Below are 22665 nucleotides of genomic sequence, written 5' to 3' on the forward strand. Positions count from 1 at the left end.
ATGATGTCAGACGCCGCGCCAGCGCCTGAAGATCAGTGAGGTGTTTATCCCACCGAAGGCAAAGTTGTTGCTCTGGATATAGTCGGTCTCCAGCTTTCGCGGCTCACCCATGATGTAATCCAGCTGACCACCGTCGTCGGCGGGTTGTGTCAGGTTAAGGGTTGGCGCAAACCACCCTTCCCGCATCATCTCAATACTCATCCAGGCTTCCAGTGCTCCACAGGCCCCCAGCGTATGGCCAAAATAGGACTTCAGCGAGGAGATCGGCGTTGTTTCGCCAAACACCGCCGCCGTTGCCAGACTTTCGGCCATGTCACCCCGTTCCGTGGCGGTGCCGTGCGCATTCACATAACCAACGTCTGCGGCCGTAATACCCGCGCTTAGCAACGCCCGCTCGATGCAGATCTGCATGGTTTCCCGCTGCGGCTGCGTGATATGCGCGGCATCGCAGTTGGTATGGAAACCGGTGAGCTCCGCGTAAATCGTGGCGCCGCGCGCCAGGGCATGGTCCAGCGACTCCAGGATCAACGTGCCGGCGCCTTCGCCAATCACCAGGCCATCGCGCTGCTGATCAAAGGGTGCAGGCGTGGTGTGCGGTGCGTCATTACGCTGGCTGGTGGCAAACAGGGTGTCGAACACTGCCGCTTCCGACGGACAAAGCTCCTCCGCACCACCAGCAACCATCACCGTCTGATAACCGTGACGAATCGCTTCCCAGGCATAGCCAATCGCCTGGCTGCCGGACGTACAGGCGCTGGAGGTCGGGATCACCCGGCCGCGCAGGCCGAAAAACAGCCCGGCATTGACGGCCGTCGTATGCGGCATCATCTGCACGTAAGTGGTGCCAGTAATATTGTTAGTGTGCTTTTCCGTCAGCATGGTGGCGAACTCGCTGACCGGCCCGGTGCTGCCGGTCGACGAACCGTAGGCGATGCCCGTTTCCCCGCTGGTCAGCACCGGATGGTCAATCAGGCCCGCCTGGGTCAGCGCCAGCTCGGTTGCACGCGTCGCCAGCAGCGAAACGCGGCCCATGGCGCGGATACGCTTGCGTGTATAGTGCGCAGGCAGTTCAAAGTTATCCACGGGTGCGCCGAGCAGGGTATGCAGCCCGTCGTAGATCTGCCATTCGGGCATAAAACGCACTGCATTGCGGCCTGCACGGATCCGCGCCGACACCTCCGCCCAGGACTCACCAAAAGCGGTGACACCGCCCATACCGGTTACGACTACCCGCTGGATCACAGCATGCCTCCATTAATCGAAATCACCTGACGCGTCACGTAACCGGCGATATCGGACATCAGATAGCTCGCCAGCCCGGCAACTTCTTCAGCCGCGCCCATGCGCTTCATCGGCACGATCTTCATTGCTTCCTCAATCACCTGAGGTTCCATTCCCTCCATGCCGGTATCGATCAGACCCGGCGCGATGCAGTTAACGGTGATTTTGCGTTTAGCCAGTTCAATCGCCAGTGCTTTCGTGGCCCCGATAATGCCCGCTTTCGCCGCGCTGTAGTTGACCTGACCGCGATTACCCATTATTCCGGAAACCGATGAGAGCGTAATAATACGGCCACCGCGCCGCAGGCCGATCATCGGCATCACGCAGGGCTGGATCACATTGTAAAAGCTGTCGAGATTGGTGTGGATCACGCTGTCCCACTCCTCATCCGTCAGGGCGGGAAACGCCGCATCACGGGTGATACCGGCATTACTCACCAGGCCATAATAGGCGCCGTGTTGCTCAATGTCCGCTTCCAGCGCGGCGCGGGTTGCCACCCGGTCAGCTACATCAAATCCCAGCACACGGCCCGTGCCGCCTGCGGATTCGATCTGCTGCAGGCACTGCTCAGCGCCTGCACGGTCGCGGTTAAAATGAACGATAACCTGATAGCCATCCTGGGCGAGACGCAGCGCAATCGCGCGGCCGATGCCTTTGCTGGCGCCCGTCACTAATACCGAATCTGTCATGGCTGATTTCCTTGTGACATTAATTGCTGTAACTCTGCTTCATTGGGTTGATACGTGTTCAGACGACCGCTGGCAAGCCGTTGTGTGCCATAACGAATGTCGCCCTCAAAGCTGCCCATGCGGTCATCCCGCATCAGCAGCGTCATCCGGATATCCAGTGTGACATTGGCCGGAAAGCACGGCCGCTCAGCTCGCCAGCCGCGTCCGCCCAGCAGCATACCGGGCGGGATTAGGGTGGCGCCGCCCTGCTTTGCATGCCAGCCCGACCAGACGCCCACGGTCTGCGCCATCATCTCGACGCCAAACCAGGCAGGCACTTCGCCCTGTGATGTAAGAAACGGAGCCAGTACGCCACCGGCACAGGTCGACACCTGACAGTGAACCTGGTCTTCATCAACGGCGATCAACTGATCAAGCAGCAGCATCGGCGCAGCGTGCGGCAGCCAGTGTGCCGCGGGAGAATTAATGTCCATCAAGGCGTCCCAGAATCAGACAGGTGTTATTGCCGCCAAAGGCGAATGAATTCGAGGCGATGACCGGCCGCTGCAGCGCCTGCGGCTGTAACAGCAATCCGCAATCCGGCAGCGTGCCATCCTGCTCCGTCTCACTGAAATCCTGCGCGGGCAGCGGCAGATTGTGTAGCAGGATTAGCGCGCTGAGCGCGGCCTCGCACACCCCTGCCGCGCCGAGCGTATGGCCGGTCAGGTGTTTGGTCGAGCTGCACGGAACCGCATTGTCAAACAGGCGCTCAATGACAGCGGCTTCCATCTGGTCGTTCAGCGGCGTCGCTGTGCCGTGGAGATTGATATATCCGACCTGCTGCGGCAACAGATTCGCCTGCTGCAGCGCCATGCGCATCGCACGTTCAGCGCCCTCACCCTGCGGATGGGGAGCTGACATGTGCCAGGCATCAGATGATTCGCCTGCGCCCAGCAGCGCCAGCGGCTGCGGTTCGCGCGTAAGCACCATCAGCGCCGCGCCTTCACCAATTGAGATACCGTCACGATCGCGGCTAAACGGGGCGCAGCGACGTTCAGAAAGCGATTCCAGGCTGTCGAAGCCGTTAATGGGCATCCGGCTCAGGGAGTCCGCACCGCCCACCAGTGCGACATCCGCCAGCCCCGCCGCAATCAGTCGCTCACCGCTGATTATGGCGCGGGCGCTGGAGGAGCAGGCGGTAGAAATGGTATAGGCCGGACCATCCAGCTGCAGATAGTGAGCCAGGAAACGTGATGGATCGCCCAACTCCTGCATCTGGTAGTGATAATCGGGCTGATTGCCACAAATCTGCTGATCGCCCTCATCCACGCCCGAGGTACTGGTGCCCAGCACAATCGCCACTCTGCTGGCACCATAACGGGCAATCGCCGCATCAAGTGCCGGACGAATCTGCACCAGCGCGGCCAGCAGCAGTTGGTTATTGCGGGTATTGTGCGCGCTCAGCGCAGCAGGAATCGCCGGCAGTTCAGCCTCAACCCTGCCCAGCCAGCAGGCGCGATCACCGCTCAGCCAGCCATGGCGCAGCTGCATACCGGGTGCCTCACCCTTTTTCAGGCTGTCTGCAATCTGCTGACTGTTATTACCCAGGGCATTCAGCATGCCGATGGCAGAGATGTAAATCATGAGGCGTCCAGATGTTGAATGCGGATCTGATAGCCAAAGGCATGCTGCTGAATGCTGATCGGCTGTCGCTGATTACCACGTTGCAGATAATCAATTTCGGTCACCAGCTGCTTATCGGCATCAAGTAGCCGTCGCTTTAACCCCTGATCCTGCAGCGTCCAGCCCGGCGGTAGCTGCTTTTGCCACACATCCAGCGGCCAGTAGCTGAGCATGATGTCCGCCAGCACCTGACTGGCGGGGGGCATCTGCGGCAGTGGCATCAACTGCTGGGTGTGAATCCCGCGGGCATCGTAGCGCAGGCTGAACAGGCGGATACCCACCGAGGAGAGCCCCGCCAGATCAATCTGCTGTTCATCGGCACTGAGCAGCACCAGCAGTGACTGACTCTGGCCTTTTACCTGCCCGGTCAGCAACTGCTGCTGCTGGAAGGCGGGACGAATGCCAGGTGGCGGCAGCGTCACCTTCACGCCCGGTTTCAGCCAGGCAGCAGGATGGCTGCTGTCAGGTGCATGACCGGCACAGGCGCTGAGCAGCAGAGCTGTGAGCAGAATTAAGGCAGCGCGGATCATCGTTTACTCCTTGATCGGGTGGGTCGCATCGCCAGCGGTGACAGCAGGAAAGCGCTGAAGATGCCGCTGCATAATACGGTGCCAAAACTGGCAATCGCGCTGGTGCTGCTAAATACCAGCATCCCCAGCGTCAGTAAGGTGGTGATCATCGCCAGCGAGACCGCCAGCAACGAGGTCAATGGCGTACCCTGTGGGTTGCTGAAAAATAGCGTGTAGTTGATGCCGATGCCCAGCACCAGAATCAGCGCCAGCAGCGCAAACAGGTTCAGAGACGCGCCGATCCAGCCCAGCGTTGCCAGCGCCATCGCCAGCGACAGAACTGACGGCAGCGCGCTGCGTAAACCCGCCTTTAACCCCAGCCGCAGCACAAAACTCAGGGTAATCAGCAGCAGCGCCAGTGTCAGTAAACCGCCGAGAAGGGTGCGCCAGAAACTGAACAGCGAATCGTAACGGGATTTACGGTCAATCCAGCTGACGCCCGGATGCTGCTTAGCCAGCGCCGCGAGCGCGGCACTGTCTTTTACGCCGCTGGTGGGGATCAAAACGCCGCTCTGCCCATCCGGCAGCGTCAGCCACAGCAGACGCCAGCCTTCACTCAGCGGACTCGCCAGCCAGTCATCCGGCGTCACCGGCATCGGGGTCAGATCCGGCGCGGCAAGCGCAATTCCCGCCTGCTGCAGTCGCGCCCTAATCGTCGGGGCAGCCTGCTTCAACAGCTGGAGATCCTGCTGTTGCTGAGCCAGCGACTGAAGAGGCAACAGACGATAGCGCTGCAGCCAGCCCTGCTGTTGCGCATGGTGCAGATCCGGTGCCAGTTTTTCCAGCCGCTGCAGTGTCTGCTGCGCGTCATCGCCCCAGACAACAAACCAGGTCTGATCGGCACGCTGGCCGGTCAGCGTCGCGAGCTGGCGATCCTGTTCCAGCAGCTGCGCAGGCGCACTTTGCAGATGCGCGATATCATCATCTATCTTCAGCTGGGCAATACCGGTCAGGGCAAAAATCGCCATCGCGATGGGTAATCCAACGCGCAGCGCGCGCTGACGGCGCCAGGCAGCAAGCCAGCGCGCCAGTGGCACCATCAGCGGCACCGGTCGCACCGGTAATCCGCGTACCAGCCACGGCGTGATCAGAATCACCGTCAGGCAGGAGGCGGTTAAGCCGCTGGCGGCAAACACCGCCAGCTGACGCAGCCCCGGAAACGGCGCCAGCAGCATCAGCAGCCAGGCAATGGCCGTGGTCGCGAGCGCCAGCAGCAGCGTGCCACGAACTTTTCGCAGGCTCTGCCACGGGGTTTGCTGATCGCCGTGAACCATACGCTCGGTGAGGTAATAGAGCGTGTAATCCGCCGAGATGCCAACAATACTCAGGCTCATCACCAGCGTCATCAGATGCAATTCGCCGAAGCAAAGCAGCGTCATCACCGTGCCCGCCATCGCGCCGATTGCCACAGAGGTCACCGTCAGCAAGAGCGGACGCAGTGAACGAAAGACCAGAAGTACCAGCAGGACGACGCCCCCCAGCGTCATACTGCCCAGCGTTTTAACATCATGCTGCGCGCGCTGGCTGGCGTTGTCGCTGAACAGGACTGTGCCTCGCGTCAGGAGTTTCGCCTGTGGCCAGTGGCCTTTAAGCTGTTGTTCCAGCGCACCGAGCCGGGTCACCAGTGCATGACTTTGCTGCATACTAAAGGCGTTATTCGCCAGTTCGCCATGCAGAAAATACCACTGTTTACCCTGCTCATCTTTTACCGTCAGCCAGCCATCATGCAGCGTCATGCGCCCGGCGTTCTGGGCCAGCGCCAGCTGTGAACCGCGCACCAGCATCAAAGGATCGCCCTGCAACTCTTTGCTGCTGACGCCCGAGAAGGCTGAAAAGAGCTGTGCCAGCAGCCAGTCGGCCTGCGCCCCACCGCCATTCTGCAACCGGCTGCGCGTCGCGTCATCAATCAGGCCGTTACGATGTTGCCAGGCAAAGCGGCCCCACTGTTGCTGCTGTTGCGCATCAAGAGCGCCCTGCACCTGTTTCAGTTCCGGCAGCGCGCGCAGTTGAGCCAGCCACCAGGCCGCGACCTGCGGATCGTCCTGCTCACCGGGTGAAACCAGCCACACCATCTGGCGATCCAGCCGCTGCATGAAGCCCTGCTGCAGCGCAGGCGGCGCCGCGCCCAGATTCTGCTGCGGCAGCAGTGCCAGCACGCTGCTGTTAAGCTGGCTGCGCGGCAGTAGAAAGGCGAGCGCTGCCGCCAGCAACAGACAGAGGGCCAGCCACAGAATAGCCAGCAGCCGATCGTTACGGCCCGGCAAAACGCGCCTGCTCCTCATCGCTTAACTGCGGCGGTTCAGTACGGGTGTTGCTGAGCTGAATCTGGGTCTTATCGCCCTGCTTATCGTCCAGGTTGATGCTATCCAGAAAGGCGCTACCCGCCAGCGAGATACGGTTGAAAATTTTGTTGAGCGGCGCGGCTTTGGGCGTCAGATCCAGCGTCCAGGCGCCGTTGCCGCGATCGCTGAAGGCCACGCTAAAGTTTTCGTTCAATACTTTCTGATCGGCCTGGAACAGCGCCCGCAACAAGTGGTTGAACTGGAACATCTGCGGATTGCTGTCGGCGGTGATCACCTGAGGCTTCTGCCCGTTGAGGCTCTGCACCATGCGCTTATCATCCAGCAATAGCGTCATCACAAATGGCGTCTGCTGATGCCACCATAACCCCTGCTCGCGGGCGATCAGCATCTGCCCGTGCGACACCAGCGGCTGATGCATACCAGAAATGGTGCGCGTCTGAGTAAAGTCTGCCCGGATCACAGGCTGGCTGGCAAAACGCTGCTGCAACTGATCCAGCGTGACCGCGCTGGCGGCACTCGCCCACAGCAGCAGGCCGGTAAGCACTATTTTCAGCATCCTTTCACTCCTAAGCGTTCCAGTAAAATGTCGGGCGAAACAAAGCACAGTGCCTGACTCTCCTGCTCAACGGCCACCTGCAGCGTATGCGCTTTGGTGGTGATCTGATCAGCCGCATTTCGTACTTCATAGTCGATGCGCAGGCGGTTCTCATATTCAGTAATCCGTGCGCTGACGCGGATCGTCTCTTCGCAGCGCAGTGGCTGACGGTATTTGACCCGGGTGTCGACCACCGGCCAGACGTAGCCGCTGGCGGCCATCTCGGCATAACTGTAGTTAATGCTGCGCAGCAGGGCTTCACGCGCGACTTCGAAAAAGCGGAAATAATTACCGTGCCAGACTACGCCCATGGGATCGCAGTCGTGGAATGAGACGGTCAGCACGACCTCAGCATGATGTTCAGTCATGGTCAGACTCCTTGTGGTGCGCCTGTTGATCAGGCAGCGTCCAGAAATCGAAAAAGTTGAACCAGTCCAGCGGAGCCAGCAGTGCGTAGTGGGCCAGCCGCTCCGCATAGTGATCGACCGCCTGTTGCAGCGCCTGCTGACGTTGCGCCCGTGGCAGTAGCAGCGGATCGGCAAACGGCTCACAGTGGATACGCAGTTTACCCCGTTGCTGCAGCGCGAACATCAGCAGCACCGGACAGCGCAACGCGGCCGCCAGCACAAATGGCCCCTGCGGAAACGGTGCGGCCCGGCCCAGAAAATCGCTCCAGATAACCCGACGCTCGCCGCCGCGTTGTGGATTCACCGCGGTACGATCCCCGACAATCGCCACCCATTCCCCCGCATCCAGCTTCTGTTGCAGCAGGATCGCCGTCTCCGGCCCGATATCGCTGACCGGCATCAGATTCACTCCCGCCTGCGGGGCGATGGTTTCCAGTACTGTCCGAAAACGTCGGGCGTTGTCGGTAAACACCAGCGCGTTAATCACCAGTCCGCTGACCTGCTGTGCCATTGCGCGACAGGCTTCAATGTCACCCAGATGGGAAGCGAGGATCAGCTTGCCCTGGGGTGTGGGTGCGCGGATGATCGCTTCTGCGCCCGGCGCGAAATCAATATCCCGCCCCCACTGCAAATCCCCGCGCCAGCTGGCGACTTTATCCAGCATCGCCCCGGCGAAGCGCAGAAAATGGCGGTAGCTGTTAAGCCGTGGCGGTAACACAACCTGCCGCTGCTTTGCGGCAGCGGTGACCTGCGCCAGCCATTGCCGGGAAGCGCTTCGCGCGCGCTGACCGCTCAGCCAGTAGACCGCGACGACCGGCCAGAGCAGCAGTGTAAAGGGCAGCCGCCCGCCATAGCGATAGACTGCCAGCATAAAACGTAATCCCCACTGTCCGCGCCGCTCCGATTCCACAGACCAGTGCGCTGGCGATTTACGCATTGCCAGCAGACGCGGGATGCGCGGCAGCATGCCGAAGAACAGCCGGGTATGCATCCAGGAGATGCGCAGGTTGTCGTAGAGCGCATCAAAGTGCGACAACCCGCTGGCCGGATAGGTGACACGGGTCGGGATAAAGCGACTGCGCATTCCCTGCCAGTAAAGCCGCACCATAATTTCAGTGTCGAAATCCATGCGCTGGCCGATAGCCCGGCGATCGCATAGTGCCAGCGTCGCAGCCAGCGGATAGACGCGGAAACCACACATGCTGTCGCGGATCGACAGCGACAGCGTTTCGATCCAGACCCAGAAGTGGGTGATGTAGCGACCATAAAGACGTGATTTGGGGATTGAGTCGTCATACAGCGGCTGGCCGGAGATCAGCGCATCGGGATAGCGCTCCGCTTCCGCCAGCATCAGCGGCAGATCCTCTGCCTGATGCTGGCCGTCCGCGTCGAGCTGCACCGCATGGGTAAAGCCGCGTGCCGCAGCGGCCCGCAAACCGTGGATCACCGCCGCACCTTTACCCTGATTACTGTCGAGACGCAGCAGGCTGAGCTGCGGGGCATGTAACGTCGCCAGCTGAAGCTGAGTCGCCGCATCACTGCCGTCATCCACCACGATCACTGGCAGGTTAAAGGGTGCCAGCCGCGCCAGCACCGACGCCATCATCGCGCCGTGGTTGTAGCAGGGGATCACCACGCAGGGTGAGAACGCAGCATTTAACACAGCGTGATCTTCCCGCTGCTGGCATTCTGCTCGCCGTCGTCACTCAGCAGGCTATAGCGGAAATTCAGACGCGATTTTTCAGCGTCCCAGTCAATATGTAATTGTATTAGTGAGTCGGGTAACACCGGCTGCTGAAATTTGATGTTTTCAATGGCGACAAACTGTTTACCGGGCGCGAGCAGTGACACTCCGTAGTGCATCACCCAGTCGAGCTGCGCCACTCCGGGCAGAATCGGCAGCGCCGGAAAGTGCCCCTGGAACCAGAACAGTCCGGCCTCAACCTGCAGGATCAGCGTCACGCTGTCAGCCTGCCGTTCCCGGCTGTGTTCAATCGGCAACATGAAAAAGTTCCTCTATTAGCGGCCAGGCGCGTTTACTTTGAGTGGTGACCGGAATAGTGGCGACAATCCGCCAGTAGCGCGGCATCGCCAGCGGTTCGAGCCAGCGCTGTAGCTGGCGTTTCCACTGCTGCCTGCGCTGATGCAGAGCAGCCTCATCCAGTGTGCTGTTCAGTGATAGCACGACGCCAATCGCCTGACGATCATGACGCGTGACTATCAGCGCCACGGCATCTTCAATTTCTGGCAGATCGGTCAGACGGCGTTCAATCTCACTTAATGAGATGCGCTTATCACCGATTTTCACGATGCGGTCGTGACGTCCTGCCAGCTGAAATCCGCCGTCCGGTTGCATATTCAGCCGATCGTCCAGCGTCAGGCCATTGTTATCCCCAATCAGCGGTGACCAGACCTGCCAGCGATCGGGCGTCACCTGCTCCAGCCTGACTTCCGGGAAGCTGCGCCACGGCGCGTCGGGACGATCGCACCGACGCCAGGCCAGAATGCCGGTTTCGGTACTGCCATAAATTTCACTGACCTGACAGCCAAAGCGCTGCCTGACCTGTTCTGCATCTGACACGCGCAGTGTGCCACCGGCAGAGACAATCAGTTCACAGGCGGGCGCATCAAGCGTGCTGTCCAGCCGCGATAAAAAGGCCGGGCTGCTGATAAAAGCATAGTGACAGTCACGCGGAAGCTGAGCCAGTTGTTCACCGTAAAACAGTGGCTGGGCGGAAAACGGCAACCCGAGCGTCATCGGCAGGAAAAGTCGAAACGATAAACCATAAAGATGCTGATGGCTGACCGAGGCGATGACCCGGCATCCCCGCAGCGACTCACCCCACAGAGTGCTGAGCCAGCGGGTCTCCTGCTCCATCACCGCCAGCGGCTTTACCACCTGACGCGGCACGCCCGTCGATCCCGAGGTAAAGAGCACCAGCGCTGCACTCTCCGGCAGCGGCGGTAACTGCCCCTGCGCTTCTGCGTCGTCACACATCAGCAGCGGCAGACTGACCCCCAGCGGCATGTCGCACAGCACGCCATCCAGTTGCTCCTGCATCTCATCCAGCAGAGCTGCGCGGCTGTGACCCGGCATCACCGGCGTTTTACCGGCATACCAGCACGCCAGCAGCGCCACACAGAAACGGTAGCTGTCATCAAAACAGAGCGCCCAGTGTGTGCCAGGCTGCGCGGTTAAGCGATGCGTGAGCGCCAGCACCTGACGATGCATCCCGCTGAGCATCAGTGGTTGATCGCCTCGCCAGGCGACCTCGCGATCGTCTCCCGCCAGCCAGTCAGCGACCCTCATGCTTTTCGCCTCACGCGCTGGCGCACCAACCATTCTGCCCCCATCAGCACGCCGATGAGCAGGTAGCTGATGCCGCCGTTCCATAGCGTCCAGAGCCGCAGATCGCCATGCAGACAGGTATAGAGCGCCATGCTGCCGTTGCCGATAAAAAACAGGCACCAGATCTGGGTGACGCGTCGGGTGTAAGGCACAGCGGCGGCAGGGAGTTCCGGCTCACGTAGTCGGGCGATACGTTCCACCAGCGGCATCGCGCTCCAGAGTGAGGCACCAAACACCAGCAGCATCGCCAGATTGACCGCCACCGGATACCAGAGCAGCAGATGCTGAGCGCGAAGCAGCTGGCTGCTGATACAAAGCAGCGCGCCGAGCAGCGCCAGCCAGCCCATGACCGCACCCATGGCATTTTTCTGACGACGCAGTTGCAGCCAGCGCAGGCCAAATAGCAGCGCCAGCAGCCAGAAGAGTCCCTGCCAGTGCGGCTGGGTGAGTGCCAGCCAGACCAGCAGCGGCCAGACCAGCAGTGTCAGCAGATTGAGCAGGCGAAGAGTGGCAGCAGGCACGACAGATCAGGCGTCTTCGCGCATCAGTTGTTCCACGGCATCCACCACATCCTGCACGGTACGCACCGCGCGGAAAGTTTCCGGCTTAATTTTACGGCCGGTACGCTTTTGCAGATGAACCACCATATCAACGGCATCAATGCTGTCGAGCTCGAGATCTTCGTACAGACGTGCCTCGGGATGGATATCCTCAGGCGCAATTTCAAACAGGCTGGTGAGCAGCGAAGCCACTTCCTGATAAATCTCTTCTTTGTTCATCATAAGGTTGTCTCCGCTTTCAGCTGCGCTGTTGGTTGACGAACGCGGCCAGCGTCGCAACAGAAAAGAAGTGCGCTCGCAGGGTTTCACTCTCCGCAGAGAGCGCGACGCCGTAGCGATTTTTCACTGCCAGGCCCAGTTCCAGTGCATCAATTGAGTCCAGCCCCAGCCCGTCGCCAAACAGCGCAGCGTCGGTTTCAATATCATCGGGGCTAAGATCTTCAAGGTTCAGCGTGTCGATAATCATGTGTTTGATATCGTTAATTAATGAATCCATACCTGTTTTCGTCTTACCTGTTCTGGGGGACCAGCGCCTGCTCTAAATGGCGAGTCAGGCGACGCGCGGCCAGCGGCTGCGCATCGGGATTGCTTTCACAAAACGACTGACTGTCGATTCGCGCTTGTACTCGCACGGTAAATAGCGGTTTAACCGGCGGAATCTCATACCAGCGACTCTGTTTATCGAGCATACGCTGAGTGCAGGTGATGTGAACCACGCGCAGATCGCATCCGGCGCGCACCGCAATATTGGCGGCTCCACGCTGCAAAGTCAGCGGCTGACCGTAGCGGGTACGGGTGCCTTCCGGAAAGATCAATATATTGTCGCCGCGCGCCAGTCGCTGCTGACTGTCCGGCAGCAGCGTCTCCGCTTCACTGTTGATCAGATAGTCGGCGGCGCGGATCACTCCACGTATAAAAGGGTTCTTCTGCAGATCGGCTTTCACCAGGCAATCCATCTCCGGCAGTACCGAGGCGATCATCACGTAGTCGATCAGGGATGGATGATTGGCGACAATCAGGCATCCGCGATCCTGTTGCAGCAGCTCAGCGCCTTCAATACGGTAGTCATAGACGCCGAACATCCGGCAGAAACGCAGGAAGCAGCGGAAACTAAAGGCAATGGCACGTCGGGCCAGCAGGCGGCGACGCAGCGAATCGCGCTGTACCAGCAGCAGCATGTTGAAACCAACCAGTGATAACAGCAGCCCGCCAAGGCCAAACAGCGTAAAACTCACCGCCGTCATCACCAGCCGCCAGCAATAGTTAACGCGGCGCCCCGCGAACTGCGCTGGTTGCGAACAATCAGCCATGATTTCTCTCCCAGTGCCATGTCAGGCGTTCGCCTGCCAGGCTGAAGGTGGAGGACGCCGCCAGCCACTGCTGCAGAAAGCGCAAGCTCTGAGGCAGACGTGTTTCAGCCTTCTCCTCTCCGCCAGTGCGGCCAGTGCAGTGGAGCTGTTCACCCGCACGCAGCAGCAGCGCCACCGCATAGGAGAAATTCACGCGCTGTTCCGCCAGCCACGGTAAATAATAGTCAGGCACGATGCCGTCAAAATCGACCAGCAGCACCTGCTGATAGCCCGCCTGATGCAGGGCGCTGACTTCAATTAATCCCTGCTGAAAAGAATCAATGCCTGCCGCAATTGACGTGGAGACCAGCGGTGCTTTGGCCGCAATCGTCAGGCTGCCAACCGCCGAATTGTGAACCGACATGGCAAAATCTGTGGGTGACATCGACTGGTGATCCGCCAGCGTATGGAGAATTCGCAGATTACGCTCCAGCTCACCGTGACGGCTGGTAAAGACAATAGCGTCTGCCTGTTGCCGCGCCAGCAGCGCCAGCCCGCACTCAACCGCCGCACGACTGCCGCCGCTCAGACGACGCGCCGTCATCATCGGTAAAAATTGCGGCTTTGCCATCGCCTCTGTGGGGTCGATGGCAAAGCCCTTTTGCGCCCAGTCCTGCCAGGCCTCGCCGCCGTGTAATCCCGGAGCCAGAGCCTGCCAGTCGACCAGTGAGTAAGCGAGTTTCATCTCAACACTCTTTTCGTCATACGTGTGGAGCCGGCGTTCATCAGATCGTCACCCCTGCCCTCTGCAAAAAAAGTGCGTACCGGGAAACCTCTGCCGATCCGTATCGGGCGTTCACGGTAGTGGTTTCTTCAGTGATTCAGCAATAGCAGCTCATCTGATTTGTCGGCCGGATGCCGCAGATCTTTATGCTCAGATCGTCTGTCGGCAAATCATTGCGACAGCACACGCATTACTGAGCGGCAAGGGCCGACAGTCGTAACTGAATATCCTGGTCGAGATTGGTGATCCAGCGGTTGTAGTTATTATGAATCTCACCCTCTTCCGCTTTCAGGTTTTCACTGCTGACATAATCGATGCGGTAATTCTGGCTGGTATAGGTGATGCGGATATTCGCCACGAAATCACGCTGCGCAAGACGGCCATTGATTACACCAGGTGAAACGGGAGTCATTACCCATTTACGGCTGATACCTGCTTCAATGATTGCCAGTTTCATCTGGTTGTCGGTGTAGCGCTGGGTGAGGGTCTGATTCACGTTGTGAATCGGCGCAGTGCGCGCACAGCCGGTTAATAACGCCGCAACGATGGCCAGCGTGAAAATGGTCTTTTTATTCATGATGAATCCCTTCTTTTATGATTTATATCAGTGGATTAAGCGGATAACTCGCCTGGCAATTTTTTAACTTTATGTGCGCTTTTCCGTCTGACTGGTTTAAAACCCGCGCATGATACCATCGAATGTAAAGACAGGTAAGCAGAAGTATGAATGGGTTTTGAGGGGTTATTTGGGGAATTAAAGCGGGGCAATATGCGCAGTCGAAGCGACAGCGCAGAGGCCGATCCCGGCCGCAGAAACTCTGGTTGCGGCTGGATCGGCCCGGGCAATCAGGGTGCGGAAGCTGATGTCCAGCCACCGCCTAGCGCGCGGTAGAGATCGATCTGTGCCAGTAGCAGGTTATTTTTGACAGTCACCCGGTTCAGCTGGGTTGAAAACAGGGTTCGCTGCGCATCCAGTTCATCCAGATAGGAGGCGTAGCCGTTCTGATAGCGATTGCGGGCAATGCGCAGCGCTTCTTTCACATAATCTTCCTGCTTTTGCAGCTCCTGAAGCTGTGCCTCACGCTGCCGGATGGCGTCTATTGCATCGTTAACTTCCGAGAAAGCGTTGCGAACCACTTTTTCATAACCGTACAGCGCCTGATTGCGCGTTGCCATTGAGACATCAACCTGCGCCGTCAGCGCTTCACGGTTCAGCAGCGGCGCCAGGATGCTGCCACCCACGCTCCAGAGCCGGAACGGATCGTCCGCTAACTGGTGCAGCACCGAACTCTGCAGGGTGCCGGTGGCGGTGAGGTTCAGCCCCGGCAGCAGCTTAGCCCGCGATGAGGCCAGGCTGGCATCTGCAGCCAGTAATTGACGCTGAGCCTGCATAATATCCGGACGGCGATTAAGCAGTTCTGATGGCAACAGCGACGGCATCTGCTGCGGTAAAATCTGATCGAACTGCTGACGACGGGCAATGCTACGCGGGTTCATGCCCACCAGAATGCTCAGCGCATTTTCCTGCTGAGTGATCTGATGCTGCAACTGCGGCATCTGCGCTTTAGCCGATTGATATTCCGAGGCGGCCTGCATCCACTCCAGCCTCGAGGTGTAGCCCGTTTCGAACTGACGCTGTGCCAGCTTCAGAGAGTTGTTGCGGGTCGCCAGCGTCGCTTCCGTCACCCGCAGTTGCTCATCCAGTGCGCACAAATTGAGATAACCCGATGCTACTGAACTGGCGATGGTCAGCTCAGCGGCAGACGCGGCGGCCTGCTGTGCCGCTAAGCTCGCCTGCGATGCCGAGATGCTGCTGCTGCGCGCGCCCCAGAGATCAACCTCATAGTTCGCCTTTAATAAGCCCTGGAAAACATCGGTTTCATACGGCTGCCCGGTCACTGACGAGAGCGTACGTTCACGGGTCGCGGCAACGCCAGCGCTCAGCGCTGGAAAGTTATCGCCCTGTGCGGCGCGCAGCTGGGCGCGATACTGCTCAACCCGGGATCGCGCAGTGAGGATATCGGGATTATTACGCAGCGCCTGTGTTACCAGCCGATTGAGATATTCATCATGAAACGCGCGCCACCACTCCGCTTCCGGCGCAGCTGTTGGCCCGACACTCGTGCGCCAGGCCTCGGGGATCGGCAGAGAGGCCGGTGCCTTTTCAACCTGCGTGGCGCAGCCGGTCAGTGCCAGCGTGAGCGCGCTTACCAGTAAGCCGCGCCGCATCATCGCCCATCCTCACCATCCGGCTGGGCGGCGGTGTCGATATTGACTTCAACCGACATACCTGGACGCAGCTGATGCATATCCTGATCGTCGATGCGGATGCGAACAGGAATGCGCTGTGCAATTTTAACGAAGTTTCCGGTCGCGTTGTCGGGAGAGATGGCGCTGAACTCCGAGCCTGCAGCCGGAGAGATAAATTCCACCTGACCGTTAAAGCGTTTGCCATCCAGCGCATCAACCCGAATCGTCACCGGCAGGCCGGGACGGATGTGGGCCAGTTGGGTCTCTTTCAGGTTCGCGATGATCCATTTGTGATTCGGTACTACCGAGGTCAGGCGCGTACCGGCCGTGACATAGGCTCCGGTTCGAACCGACAGCTGACCGAGCTGACCATCGTCAGGCGCAGTGATCCGGGTATTAGCCAGATCGATCTCCGCCAGCTCCAGCGCGGCGCGGGCGCTCTCAACATCGCCCTCCAGCGCGTCACGGTTAACGATGACAGTCTGCAGATTCTGCTCGGCGACGGCGATTTGTGCGGCAGCCTGACGCACCTGCGCCTGCGCCTGTGCGTTGGCGGCACGGGCGGCATCACGCTCGCGCACAGACAGCGATCCGTCCGCGGTGAGATTTTCAACGCGTTTCAGATCGAAGCCACCTTTCAGCGCCTGGGCTTTGGCATTCTCCAGCGCCGCTTTATTGCTCTCGATGGTTGCCTGTGCGCTGCGCCGCTGCTGCAGGTTATTGTTCAGTGCCGCCTGCTTCATGGCCAGCTGCGCCTGCGCCTGATGGACCCGCTGGCGATAGATACGGTCGTCAATCGTCATCAGCAGCTGCCCTTTTTTCACCGGCTGCAGATCGATCACCTCTACCGAGGTGAGATAGCCATTGACCTGCGGGCTGATAAAGGTCACCTGGCCGCGCACATAGGCATTTTCGGTACTTTGTATTGCACTGGTAAACGGCCAGAGTTGCCAGGCATAGAGGATGACCAGTACGCCAATCACCACAATGCCGCTGCCTGCGGCGATAGAAAGAATACGGCGGCGATTTGCGCGTTCGCGTTCTGCCGCCTGAAGCTCATCCTGCTGACTCATTGTTTCTCCGTTGATTCCTGTAACGCGGCCAGCTGTTGCTGCTCACGCAGGTTAAATTGTGCCTGACGCCAGTCCAGGTAACGACGCCGGGTTAAACGCCACATCACCCACATCAATGTGACCAGTGCCAGCGCGGCGGTTAACAGATAGGTGTCGTTATAGGCGAGCACGTTGGCCTGCAGCGTGGCGACCGTCTGTAACTGGCTGGTGCTCTGCGCGCCGCGCAGAACGTCGTCACCGACCAGCGAATTAAACAGCGCATTGTACTGGCTGAGCCGTTCGGTGACGTTGGGATCGAGCAGGGAGAGTTGATCGCCCAGCAGACTGGAGTGATATTTTTCCCGCCAGACCTGAAACGTGCCAAGAATCGCCGAGCCGATCAGCCCGCCCAGGTTCTGACTCATGCCAAATAGCACCACAAAGCTCACCAGGTTTTTCGGCTGAGTCACCACGCTGCCAATGCCCATTAACATTGCAGGTGCCATGAAAAAGGCACTGCTGAAGCCCAGCAAAAACTGACTGAAATACATCTCGGGGCCGCGGGTCAGCGGACTGGATTGCGCATCCATCAGCGAGGCGATAATCATCACGACCAGCGAGGCGACAATCGGCCAGTTAAGGTGATTAGGCTTGATGGTCAGTGCACTGGCGGCGATGCCTGCGATAACCCCAGCCATGATCGCCAGCGCCAGGCCGCGCATTTGATCGTTCTGCAGGCCAATCTGCTGCAGAAAGCCAATTGCACCGGTATTCTGTTCCGCCAGTACGATACGGATCATGATCATCACAATGCCAAGCCGCAGCATCATGCCGCTGCTCAGCCAGCGAGTGTTGATCAGCGGATTGCGCCGGTTATGTTCGATGACGATCGCCGCGACAATCAGCGTCAGAGCAATCGCGGTACAAATACCCAACCACGGCGTGGTGAACCACCACTCAATACGGCCAAGCGTCAGCACGGCGCACAGCAATGCCATGCCGGGTGCCAGCAGGATAAAGGTAAGAAAATCCATTTTTTCAAAGGCTTTGAAGCGGTCGCCAGGCGGGAGTTTCAGCATCAGCACCCCACCGAGTGCAATCAGCGCCAGACCAAGTTCAAACAGATAGAGGCCACGCCACTCGTTGAGCTGCAACAATTCTGACGAGAATAAGCGCGCCAGTGGAATAGCCAGTTGCGACACTGTCAGGCCAATTACCAGCGCTTTCAGGCGATGTTTCGCAGGCCAGGCCTGAACCTGATAGAAGATACCCAGGGAGCTGAGTGCCGCAGCCACCATTCCGTGAGCGGTGCGCACAATGATCGCCGAACTGAGGTCGTTGGCGAACAGATGAAAGAACGCCACCAGTACATAGAGCACCAGAAAGGCCTCGGTAAAGACACGCAGGCCAAACTGCTGCCGAAACTTCACCAGCAGCAGGTTAATAGAGATGTTTCCCATCACGTAGACCGCAGGCAGCCACGCAATTTCATTCGACCAGGCCCCAAAGGTGCCCTGCAGGTTAACCAAATTCGCGGTGACCAGTGCGTTACTTAGCGCACCGGTTAGCGAAATAAGTAAACCGATCAGACCAAAGGCCACGCGTTTCGGCATCGAATGCAGCGGTGTCGAAGGCGAGCCCGGCATCATCGGTTTTTCGTGCGGCAACCACTCGCGTGCAGCGTAGGGATTTCGCTTTGCCACTGCTACATACTTCCCATGCGGCTCAGCAGTTGTTGCAGTACGCGCTCAGTTACGGCCAGATCCTGAGGATCAATATCGGCCAGCATTTCAGTACGAAGTGCATCAGCCTCGGTTTTTACTTTGGCGAACGCTTCGTTGCCTTTATCAGTCAATACCAGGTGACGTTTACGCCGATCTTCAGGCGGCTGTACCCGCGTAAGCAGTGACTGTTTCACCAGCCGATCCACCAGCGGCACCATGCTGGCATCTTCCAGCCCCAGCAGCTGCGCCAGCTCCGTCTGCGTCATGCGTTGCGGTTCACTGGCAATCAGCCCGATGGCCATCCAGCTGCTCATGCTTAAGCCGCTATCTTTAAGGTGGCGATCTACCGCCAGGCGCCAGGCATGTGCCGTCAGGTGCAGTAAGTGGGTAAAGGTACGCGTATGCTCAGACAAATGTTAGCAGCCTAATAGTAAGAGTTCTAATGGATTGGAAGCGTTATTATACGCAAAGCGAAACACGAATGAAAAGCGTCCGGCCTGTTAAAAATTAGTGGATCGCGGCAGAATGTCCAGAGGCCGCAACCGGGAGCCAGAGAACATGAAACAGGCAGCAACAAACTGGGTTGATCTGCGCCGTGATGCCGTCAGCGGTATCGAGGCCCTGCGCGCCCACTTTACCGGCCATGCTTATGATCCCCACTGGCACGACAGTTATCTGATTGGCGTAACCGAGCAAGGTGTACAGCAGTTTCATTCGCGGCGCAAACAGCATCAGAGCCGTCCCGGCACAGTTTTTATGCTGGAGCCGGAGGAGCTACATGATGGTGATGCTGTCAACGACAGCGGTTTCACCTACCGGATGCTCTATCTTTCACCGCAGCAGATTGCGCAGCACCTTGCCCCAGAACAGGCGAATGGACCCATACCACACGAGTTACGCTTTGCCGACACGCTGCGCGACGACCGCCCGCTGGCGTATGCCGTCTGGCACGCGTTTGATGCGCTGTGGCACAACCATCCTGCAATCATCAAAGAGGCGGCGATGGACCGGATGTTCGGTCAGCTTAATCCGCACCAGCAATGGTCACTGCCCGAGCAGCCTATGGATAAAGATGTCCGGCTGGCTTTGCAGGCGCGTGACTGGCTGATTGCCCATCATGCCGACAATCCCGGCCTGGTGCAGATGGCGCAGCAGCTGCAGGTGGATCGCTTCCGGTTATCACGCCTGTTCCAGACGCACTGGGGTTTACCGCCCCACGCCTGGCTGGTGCAATGGCGGCTGAGCCAGGCACGTCGTCAGCTGGCGCAGGGCCAGCCCGTCGCCGATGTCGCTGCCGCGCTGGGCTTCGCCGATCAGAGTCACCTTGGCCGCTGGTTTAAACGCGCCTGCCAGCTCTCTCCCGCACGTTATCAGCACGCCTGCACAAATCTTCCAGACCCGGATTAAGCCACTTGTCACAATGCGCTTTTCAAGTCAGGAGAAGCGCAATGCAAGACCCACGATGTGTGATGATACTGAATGCCACGCTGCCGCCAGGCAAAGCCACTAATGCCGCCGCCGTGATGGCCTTAACCCTGGGACAACGTCATCCCGCGCTGGTTGGCGACAACCTGGAGGATGCAGAGAGCCGCCCTTGTCCCGGTTTGATCACCACCGGTATTCCGGTGCTATCCGCAACCGACGAACAGCTCAGTGCATTGCGGGAACAGTGTGAACAGGCTGAATATGATCTGGTGCTGTTTCCGGAAGAGGGGCAGTCTACCACTGATTATCAGGCGCTTAGCGCCATGCTACGGCAACAGCCGCGTCAGCAGTGGCGCCTGCTGGGAATCGCCATCGTCGGTGATAAAAAAGCCCTGCGTAAGCTGACGGCAAAACTGGCGTTATTCAGCTGATTTGTTTGCTGGAAGCTGACCACGGCTTCCCGGCCTTCTCCACTCAGATCGCCCCCCGCGCAGCTTGTACAGGTTATTTGTACAATTTTTGCCTCGGAATAATCCTTATAACCTGCTGATAAGTGTAAAATAGCACAATTTGCCAATGATTCTGATTGTACAGATAGGCTTTCATTGTATAAGTTTACTGCCACGAGTTGTAATGCGACTCTGTAACGAATGATGCACTTGCGTCGCCTCTGAAGGTGTCAGTGGATTTCCACCTTCAGAGGTTATTTTTTGTTTGCTCAATTTGTGACACTGGTACCATCGCATCTGTCCATGCGGTGGTTTTTTTGATCGCTTTTGTCCTGACATCCGAACCGGAATCGGGCTGTTCTGAAGGGCTTACACATGCAATATATTCTTCCCCGGACCAATCAGGAAATTGCTGATTATTTTAACCCTGCGGCCAATAAGCCAGCCAGCGAGATGGAAATGCTGGGTATCCTTGTTGCAGAAATCCTGCAGTCAGGCATGCCAGTCAATAATAAAGCCATTATTTCTAAACTTATTCATCGTCTGGAACTGGAAAGTGACAGGGAGATGCTTGATAACTACCGACAGCTGCTCGAACTGGTGGTCCATAAAACCCCGGACGATTTCTCACTGTAAGTCGGACTCCATGGAGGGAGTCCCCCTTTTTCTGGCATCTTCGCCTGTCGCCCGGTACTATCTGCCCCTCACCATTATCAAAATCTACCCGCCCCTCGCGCGGGAGCAAAACAATCAAAGAGCCTGCAAACCTTTATGACCCAAACCAATGATGTTGCCGCAACCGACGTTGTGGCGGGCGATATCAGTGTGGGGCGCGTTCTGCGTTCACCTGCGCTATTGACCCGCGAATGCCTGGCCGGAGTAATTACCGCACTGGCATTAATCCCTGAAGTGATCTCCTTTTCCGTTATTGCCGGTGTCGACCCTAAAGTCAGTCTCGTCGCCTCGGTGGTGCTCTGCCTGACCCTGTCGATACTGGGCGGTCGTCCGGCGATGGTGACGGCGGCGGCGGGTTCCGTGGCACTGGTAATCGGGCCAATGGTTCATCTGCACGGCGTGGAATACATTCTGCCCGCGGTAGTAATGGGCGGGGTGATTCAGATTCTGTTTGGCGTGGCCGGTCTGGCTCGCATGATGCGCTACATCCCGCGCTCGGTAATGCTGGGATTTGTGAATGCGCTGGGCGTGCTGATTTTCTTTGCTCAGGTGCCGCACGTCTGGGGCCAGTCATCACTGGTGTGGATTTTCTTTGCCGTGACCCTGGCAATCGTGCTGCTGTTACCACGTCTGTTAAAAAGTGTTCCTTCCCCGCTGGTTGCCATTGTGGTGGTGACAGGCGTCGCGCTGTTAATGGGCTATCGCATGCCGAACGTGGGCGATGAGGGGCCGATGAGTCCCGGCCTGCCCGGTTTTAACAGTCTGCTGGTGCCGCTTAATCTGCAGACTCTGCAGATTATCTGGCCCACCGCGCTGAGTATCGCCTTTGTCGGGCTGATGGAGTCGCTGCTGACCGCCAAACTGGTCGATGATCTGACCGATACCCCTTCCAGTAAGCGTCGTGAATCCTGGGGCTTAGGCGTAGCAAATATTCTGGCGGGATTTTATGGTGGTATCGCCGGGTGCGCGATGATCGGTCAGACCATCGTGAATGTTGAGCTGGGCCGGGCACGCAGCCGCGTTTCAACCGTGGCCGCCGGTCTGGTACTGCTGTTACTGGTGACCGGACTGAGCCGGATTATGGCGCAAATCCCGATGGTGGTGCTGGCCGGGATCATGATGGTGGTGGCGGTTAAAACCGTTAACTGGCATAGCCTGCAGCCTGCGACACTGAAACGTATGCCGTGGTCAGAGACGCTGATTATGGTGCTGACGGTGGCAGTGACGGTCTGGACAGGAAATCTGGCACTGGGCGTGCTCGCTGGGGTGATCCTGGCGATGCTGCTGTTTGCCCGCCGTATTGCGCACGTGATACATGCGGAACGTCAGCTGAGTGAAGATGGTGAGTCGGTACGCTATGAGGTACGCGGTCCGCTGTTCTTTGCCAGCAGCAACGATCTGTTTGAGCATTTTGATTATGCTCACGATCCGAAAAAAGTGACTATCGACTTAACGCACGCGCAGATCTGGGATGCATCCAGCGTCGCAGCGCTGGATGGTATTGAATATCGCTATCAGCGTTATGGTACAGAAGTAACGATTGAGGGGCTGGATCCGCGCAGCACTGACTTCCATCAGCGCCTGACCGGTAATTTCGGCTAA

The 22665-nt window shown here is 58.5% G+C and carries 25 protein-coding genes; 4 read left to right on the plus strand and 21 right to left on the minus strand.

Annotated elements, in window-relative coordinates; genetic code table 11:
* Positions 1-6 precede the first annotated feature (6 nt).
* From ACR8BF_RS11845 to ACR8BF_RS11945, 21 genes are all read right to left on the minus strand, one after another.
* A complete protein-coding gene (locus ACR8BF_RS11845; protein ID WP_292990863.1) occupies positions 7-1242 on the minus strand; it encodes a beta-ketoacyl-ACP synthase in 1236 nt (411 codons plus the stop codon).
* Complete coding sequence (locus ACR8BF_RS11850; RefSeq protein ID WP_434744995.1) at positions 1239-1970, minus strand: 3-ketoacyl-ACP reductase FabG2; 732 nt, start codon at positions 1968-1970, stop codon at positions 1239-1241. The genes ACR8BF_RS11845 and ACR8BF_RS11850 overlap by 4 nt, the downstream gene beginning before the upstream one ends.
* Positions 1967-2443, minus strand: coding sequence for an ApeP family dehydratase (locus tag ACR8BF_RS11855; protein WP_179896106.1), 477 nt, complete (start codon positions 2441-2443; stop codon positions 1967-1969). The genes ACR8BF_RS11850 and ACR8BF_RS11855 overlap by 4 nt, the downstream gene beginning before the upstream one ends.
* Positions 2433-3593 carry a beta-ketoacyl-[acyl-carrier-protein] synthase family protein gene (locus ACR8BF_RS11860; protein WP_434744996.1) on the minus strand — a complete coding sequence of 387 codons (1161 nt, stop codon included), beginning with the start codon at positions 3591-3593 and terminating at the stop codon, positions 2433-2435. Before ACR8BF_RS11860 ends, ACR8BF_RS11855 begins: the two co-directional genes overlap by 11 nt.
* Positions 3590-4162, minus strand: coding sequence for a DUF3261 domain-containing protein (locus ACR8BF_RS11865; protein WP_434744997.1), 573 nt, complete (start codon positions 4160-4162; stop codon positions 3590-3592). The genes ACR8BF_RS11860 and ACR8BF_RS11865 overlap by 4 nt, the downstream gene beginning before the upstream one ends.
* Positions 4159-6465, minus strand: coding sequence for an MMPL family transporter (locus ACR8BF_RS11870; RefSeq protein ID WP_434744998.1), 2307 nt, complete (start codon positions 6463-6465; stop codon positions 4159-4161). Before ACR8BF_RS11870 ends, ACR8BF_RS11865 begins: the two co-directional genes overlap by 4 nt.
* Positions 6452-7060: a LolA family protein gene (locus ACR8BF_RS11875; protein ID WP_179896110.1), complete on the minus strand. Its 609-nt coding sequence runs from the start codon at positions 7058-7060 to the stop codon at positions 6452-6454. The genes ACR8BF_RS11870 and ACR8BF_RS11875 overlap by 14 nt, the downstream gene beginning before the upstream one ends.
* Positions 7054-7467, minus strand: a complete 414-nt coding sequence (locus ACR8BF_RS11880) for an acyl-CoA thioesterase (protein WP_098050988.1) — start codon at positions 7465-7467, stop codon at positions 7054-7056. The genes ACR8BF_RS11875 and ACR8BF_RS11880 overlap by 7 nt, the downstream gene beginning before the upstream one ends.
* Entirely contained in the window at positions 7460-9169 is a 1710-nt protein-coding gene (locus tag ACR8BF_RS11885; RefSeq protein ID WP_434744999.1) for a glycosyltransferase family 2 protein, read from the minus strand. The genes ACR8BF_RS11880 and ACR8BF_RS11885 overlap by 8 nt, the downstream gene beginning before the upstream one ends.
* Entirely contained in the window at positions 9163-9510 is a 348-nt protein-coding gene (locus ACR8BF_RS11890; RefSeq protein ID WP_434745000.1) for a 3-hydroxyacyl-ACP dehydratase FabZ family protein, read from the minus strand. Before ACR8BF_RS11890 ends, ACR8BF_RS11885 begins: the two co-directional genes overlap by 7 nt.
* The gene (locus ACR8BF_RS11895; protein ID WP_434745940.1) at positions 9497-10816 is read right to left on the minus strand and encodes an AMP-binding protein; all 1320 of its coding nucleotides are present in this window, start codon (positions 10814-10816) and stop codon (positions 9497-9499) included. Before ACR8BF_RS11895 ends, ACR8BF_RS11890 begins: the two co-directional genes overlap by 14 nt.
* The gene (locus tag ACR8BF_RS11900; protein ID WP_434745001.1) at positions 10813-11376 is read right to left on the minus strand and encodes a hypothetical protein; all 564 of its coding nucleotides are present in this window, start codon (positions 11374-11376) and stop codon (positions 10813-10815) included. Before ACR8BF_RS11900 ends, ACR8BF_RS11895 begins: the two co-directional genes overlap by 4 nt.
* Before the next feature lie 6 nt (positions 11377-11382).
* On the minus strand, positions 11383-11637 hold the full coding sequence (locus ACR8BF_RS11905) for an acyl carrier protein (protein ID WP_136198985.1): 255 nt from the start codon (positions 11635-11637) through the stop codon (positions 11383-11385).
* Between the two features lie 16 nt (positions 11638-11653).
* Positions 11654-11911 carry a phosphopantetheine-binding protein gene (locus tag ACR8BF_RS11910; RefSeq protein ID WP_434745002.1) on the minus strand — a complete coding sequence of 86 codons (258 nt, stop codon included), beginning with the start codon at positions 11909-11911 and terminating at the stop codon, positions 11654-11656.
* 13 nt (positions 11912-11924) lie between these two features.
* On the minus strand, positions 11925-12725 hold the full coding sequence (locus ACR8BF_RS11915; protein ID WP_434745003.1) for a lysophospholipid acyltransferase family protein: 801 nt from the start codon (positions 12723-12725) through the stop codon (positions 11925-11927).
* Positions 12718-13449, minus strand: a complete 732-nt coding sequence (locus ACR8BF_RS11920) for a beta-ketoacyl synthase chain length factor (protein WP_434745004.1) — start codon at positions 13447-13449, stop codon at positions 12718-12720. The genes ACR8BF_RS11915 and ACR8BF_RS11920 overlap by 8 nt, the downstream gene beginning before the upstream one ends.
* A gap of 229 nt (positions 13450-13678) precedes the next feature.
* On the minus strand, positions 13679-14065 hold the full coding sequence (locus tag ACR8BF_RS11925) for a hypothetical protein (protein WP_292990818.1): 387 nt from the start codon (positions 14063-14065) through the stop codon (positions 13679-13681).
* 269 nt (positions 14066-14334) lie between these two features.
* Positions 14335-15717, minus strand: a complete 1383-nt coding sequence (locus ACR8BF_RS11930) for an efflux transporter outer membrane subunit (protein ID WP_434745941.1) — start codon at positions 15715-15717, stop codon at positions 14335-14337.
* Complete coding sequence (locus ACR8BF_RS11935) at positions 15717-16811, minus strand: HlyD family secretion protein (RefSeq protein ID WP_292990815.1); 1095 nt, start codon at positions 16809-16811, stop codon at positions 15717-15719. The genes ACR8BF_RS11930 and ACR8BF_RS11935 overlap by 1 nt, the downstream gene beginning before the upstream one ends.
* Positions 16808-18493, minus strand: a complete 1686-nt coding sequence (locus ACR8BF_RS11940) for an MFS transporter (RefSeq protein WP_292990812.1) — start codon at positions 18491-18493, stop codon at positions 16808-16810. Before ACR8BF_RS11940 ends, ACR8BF_RS11935 begins: the two co-directional genes overlap by 4 nt.
* Before the next feature lie 2 nt (positions 18494-18495).
* On the minus strand, positions 18496-18927 hold the full coding sequence (locus tag ACR8BF_RS11945) for a MarR family winged helix-turn-helix transcriptional regulator (protein WP_179896122.1): 432 nt from the start codon (positions 18925-18927) through the stop codon (positions 18496-18498).
* Positions 18928-19072: 145 nt separating this feature from the next.
* On the opposite strand from ACR8BF_RS11945, the gene ACR8BF_RS11950 reads away from it, so the two are divergent.
* The 4 genes from ACR8BF_RS11950 (at position 19073) to ACR8BF_RS11965 (ending at position 22665) form a co-directional block, all read left to right on the plus strand.
* Positions 19073-19921, plus strand: coding sequence for an AraC family transcriptional regulator (locus tag ACR8BF_RS11950; protein WP_434745005.1), 849 nt, complete (start codon positions 19073-19075; stop codon positions 19919-19921).
* A gap of 41 nt (positions 19922-19962) precedes the next feature.
* On the plus strand, positions 19963-20370 hold the full coding sequence (locus tag ACR8BF_RS11955) for a DUF2000 family protein (protein WP_434745006.1): 408 nt from the start codon (positions 19963-19965) through the stop codon (positions 20368-20370).
* 393 nt (positions 20371-20763) lie between these two features.
* Positions 20764-21024, plus strand: a complete 261-nt coding sequence (locus ACR8BF_RS11960; protein ID WP_179896126.1) for a biofilm/acid-resistance regulator YmgB/AriR — start codon at positions 20764-20766, stop codon at positions 21022-21024.
* Between the two features lie 135 nt (positions 21025-21159).
* Positions 21160-22665: a SulP family inorganic anion transporter gene (locus ACR8BF_RS11965; RefSeq protein WP_179896127.1), complete on the plus strand. Its 1506-nt coding sequence runs from the start codon at positions 21160-21162 to the stop codon at positions 22663-22665.

The organism is Candidatus Pantoea rara (assembly GCF_051136265.1).
Taxonomy (GTDB): domain Bacteria; phylum Pseudomonadota; class Gammaproteobacteria; order Enterobacterales; family Enterobacteriaceae; genus Pantoea; species Pantoea rara.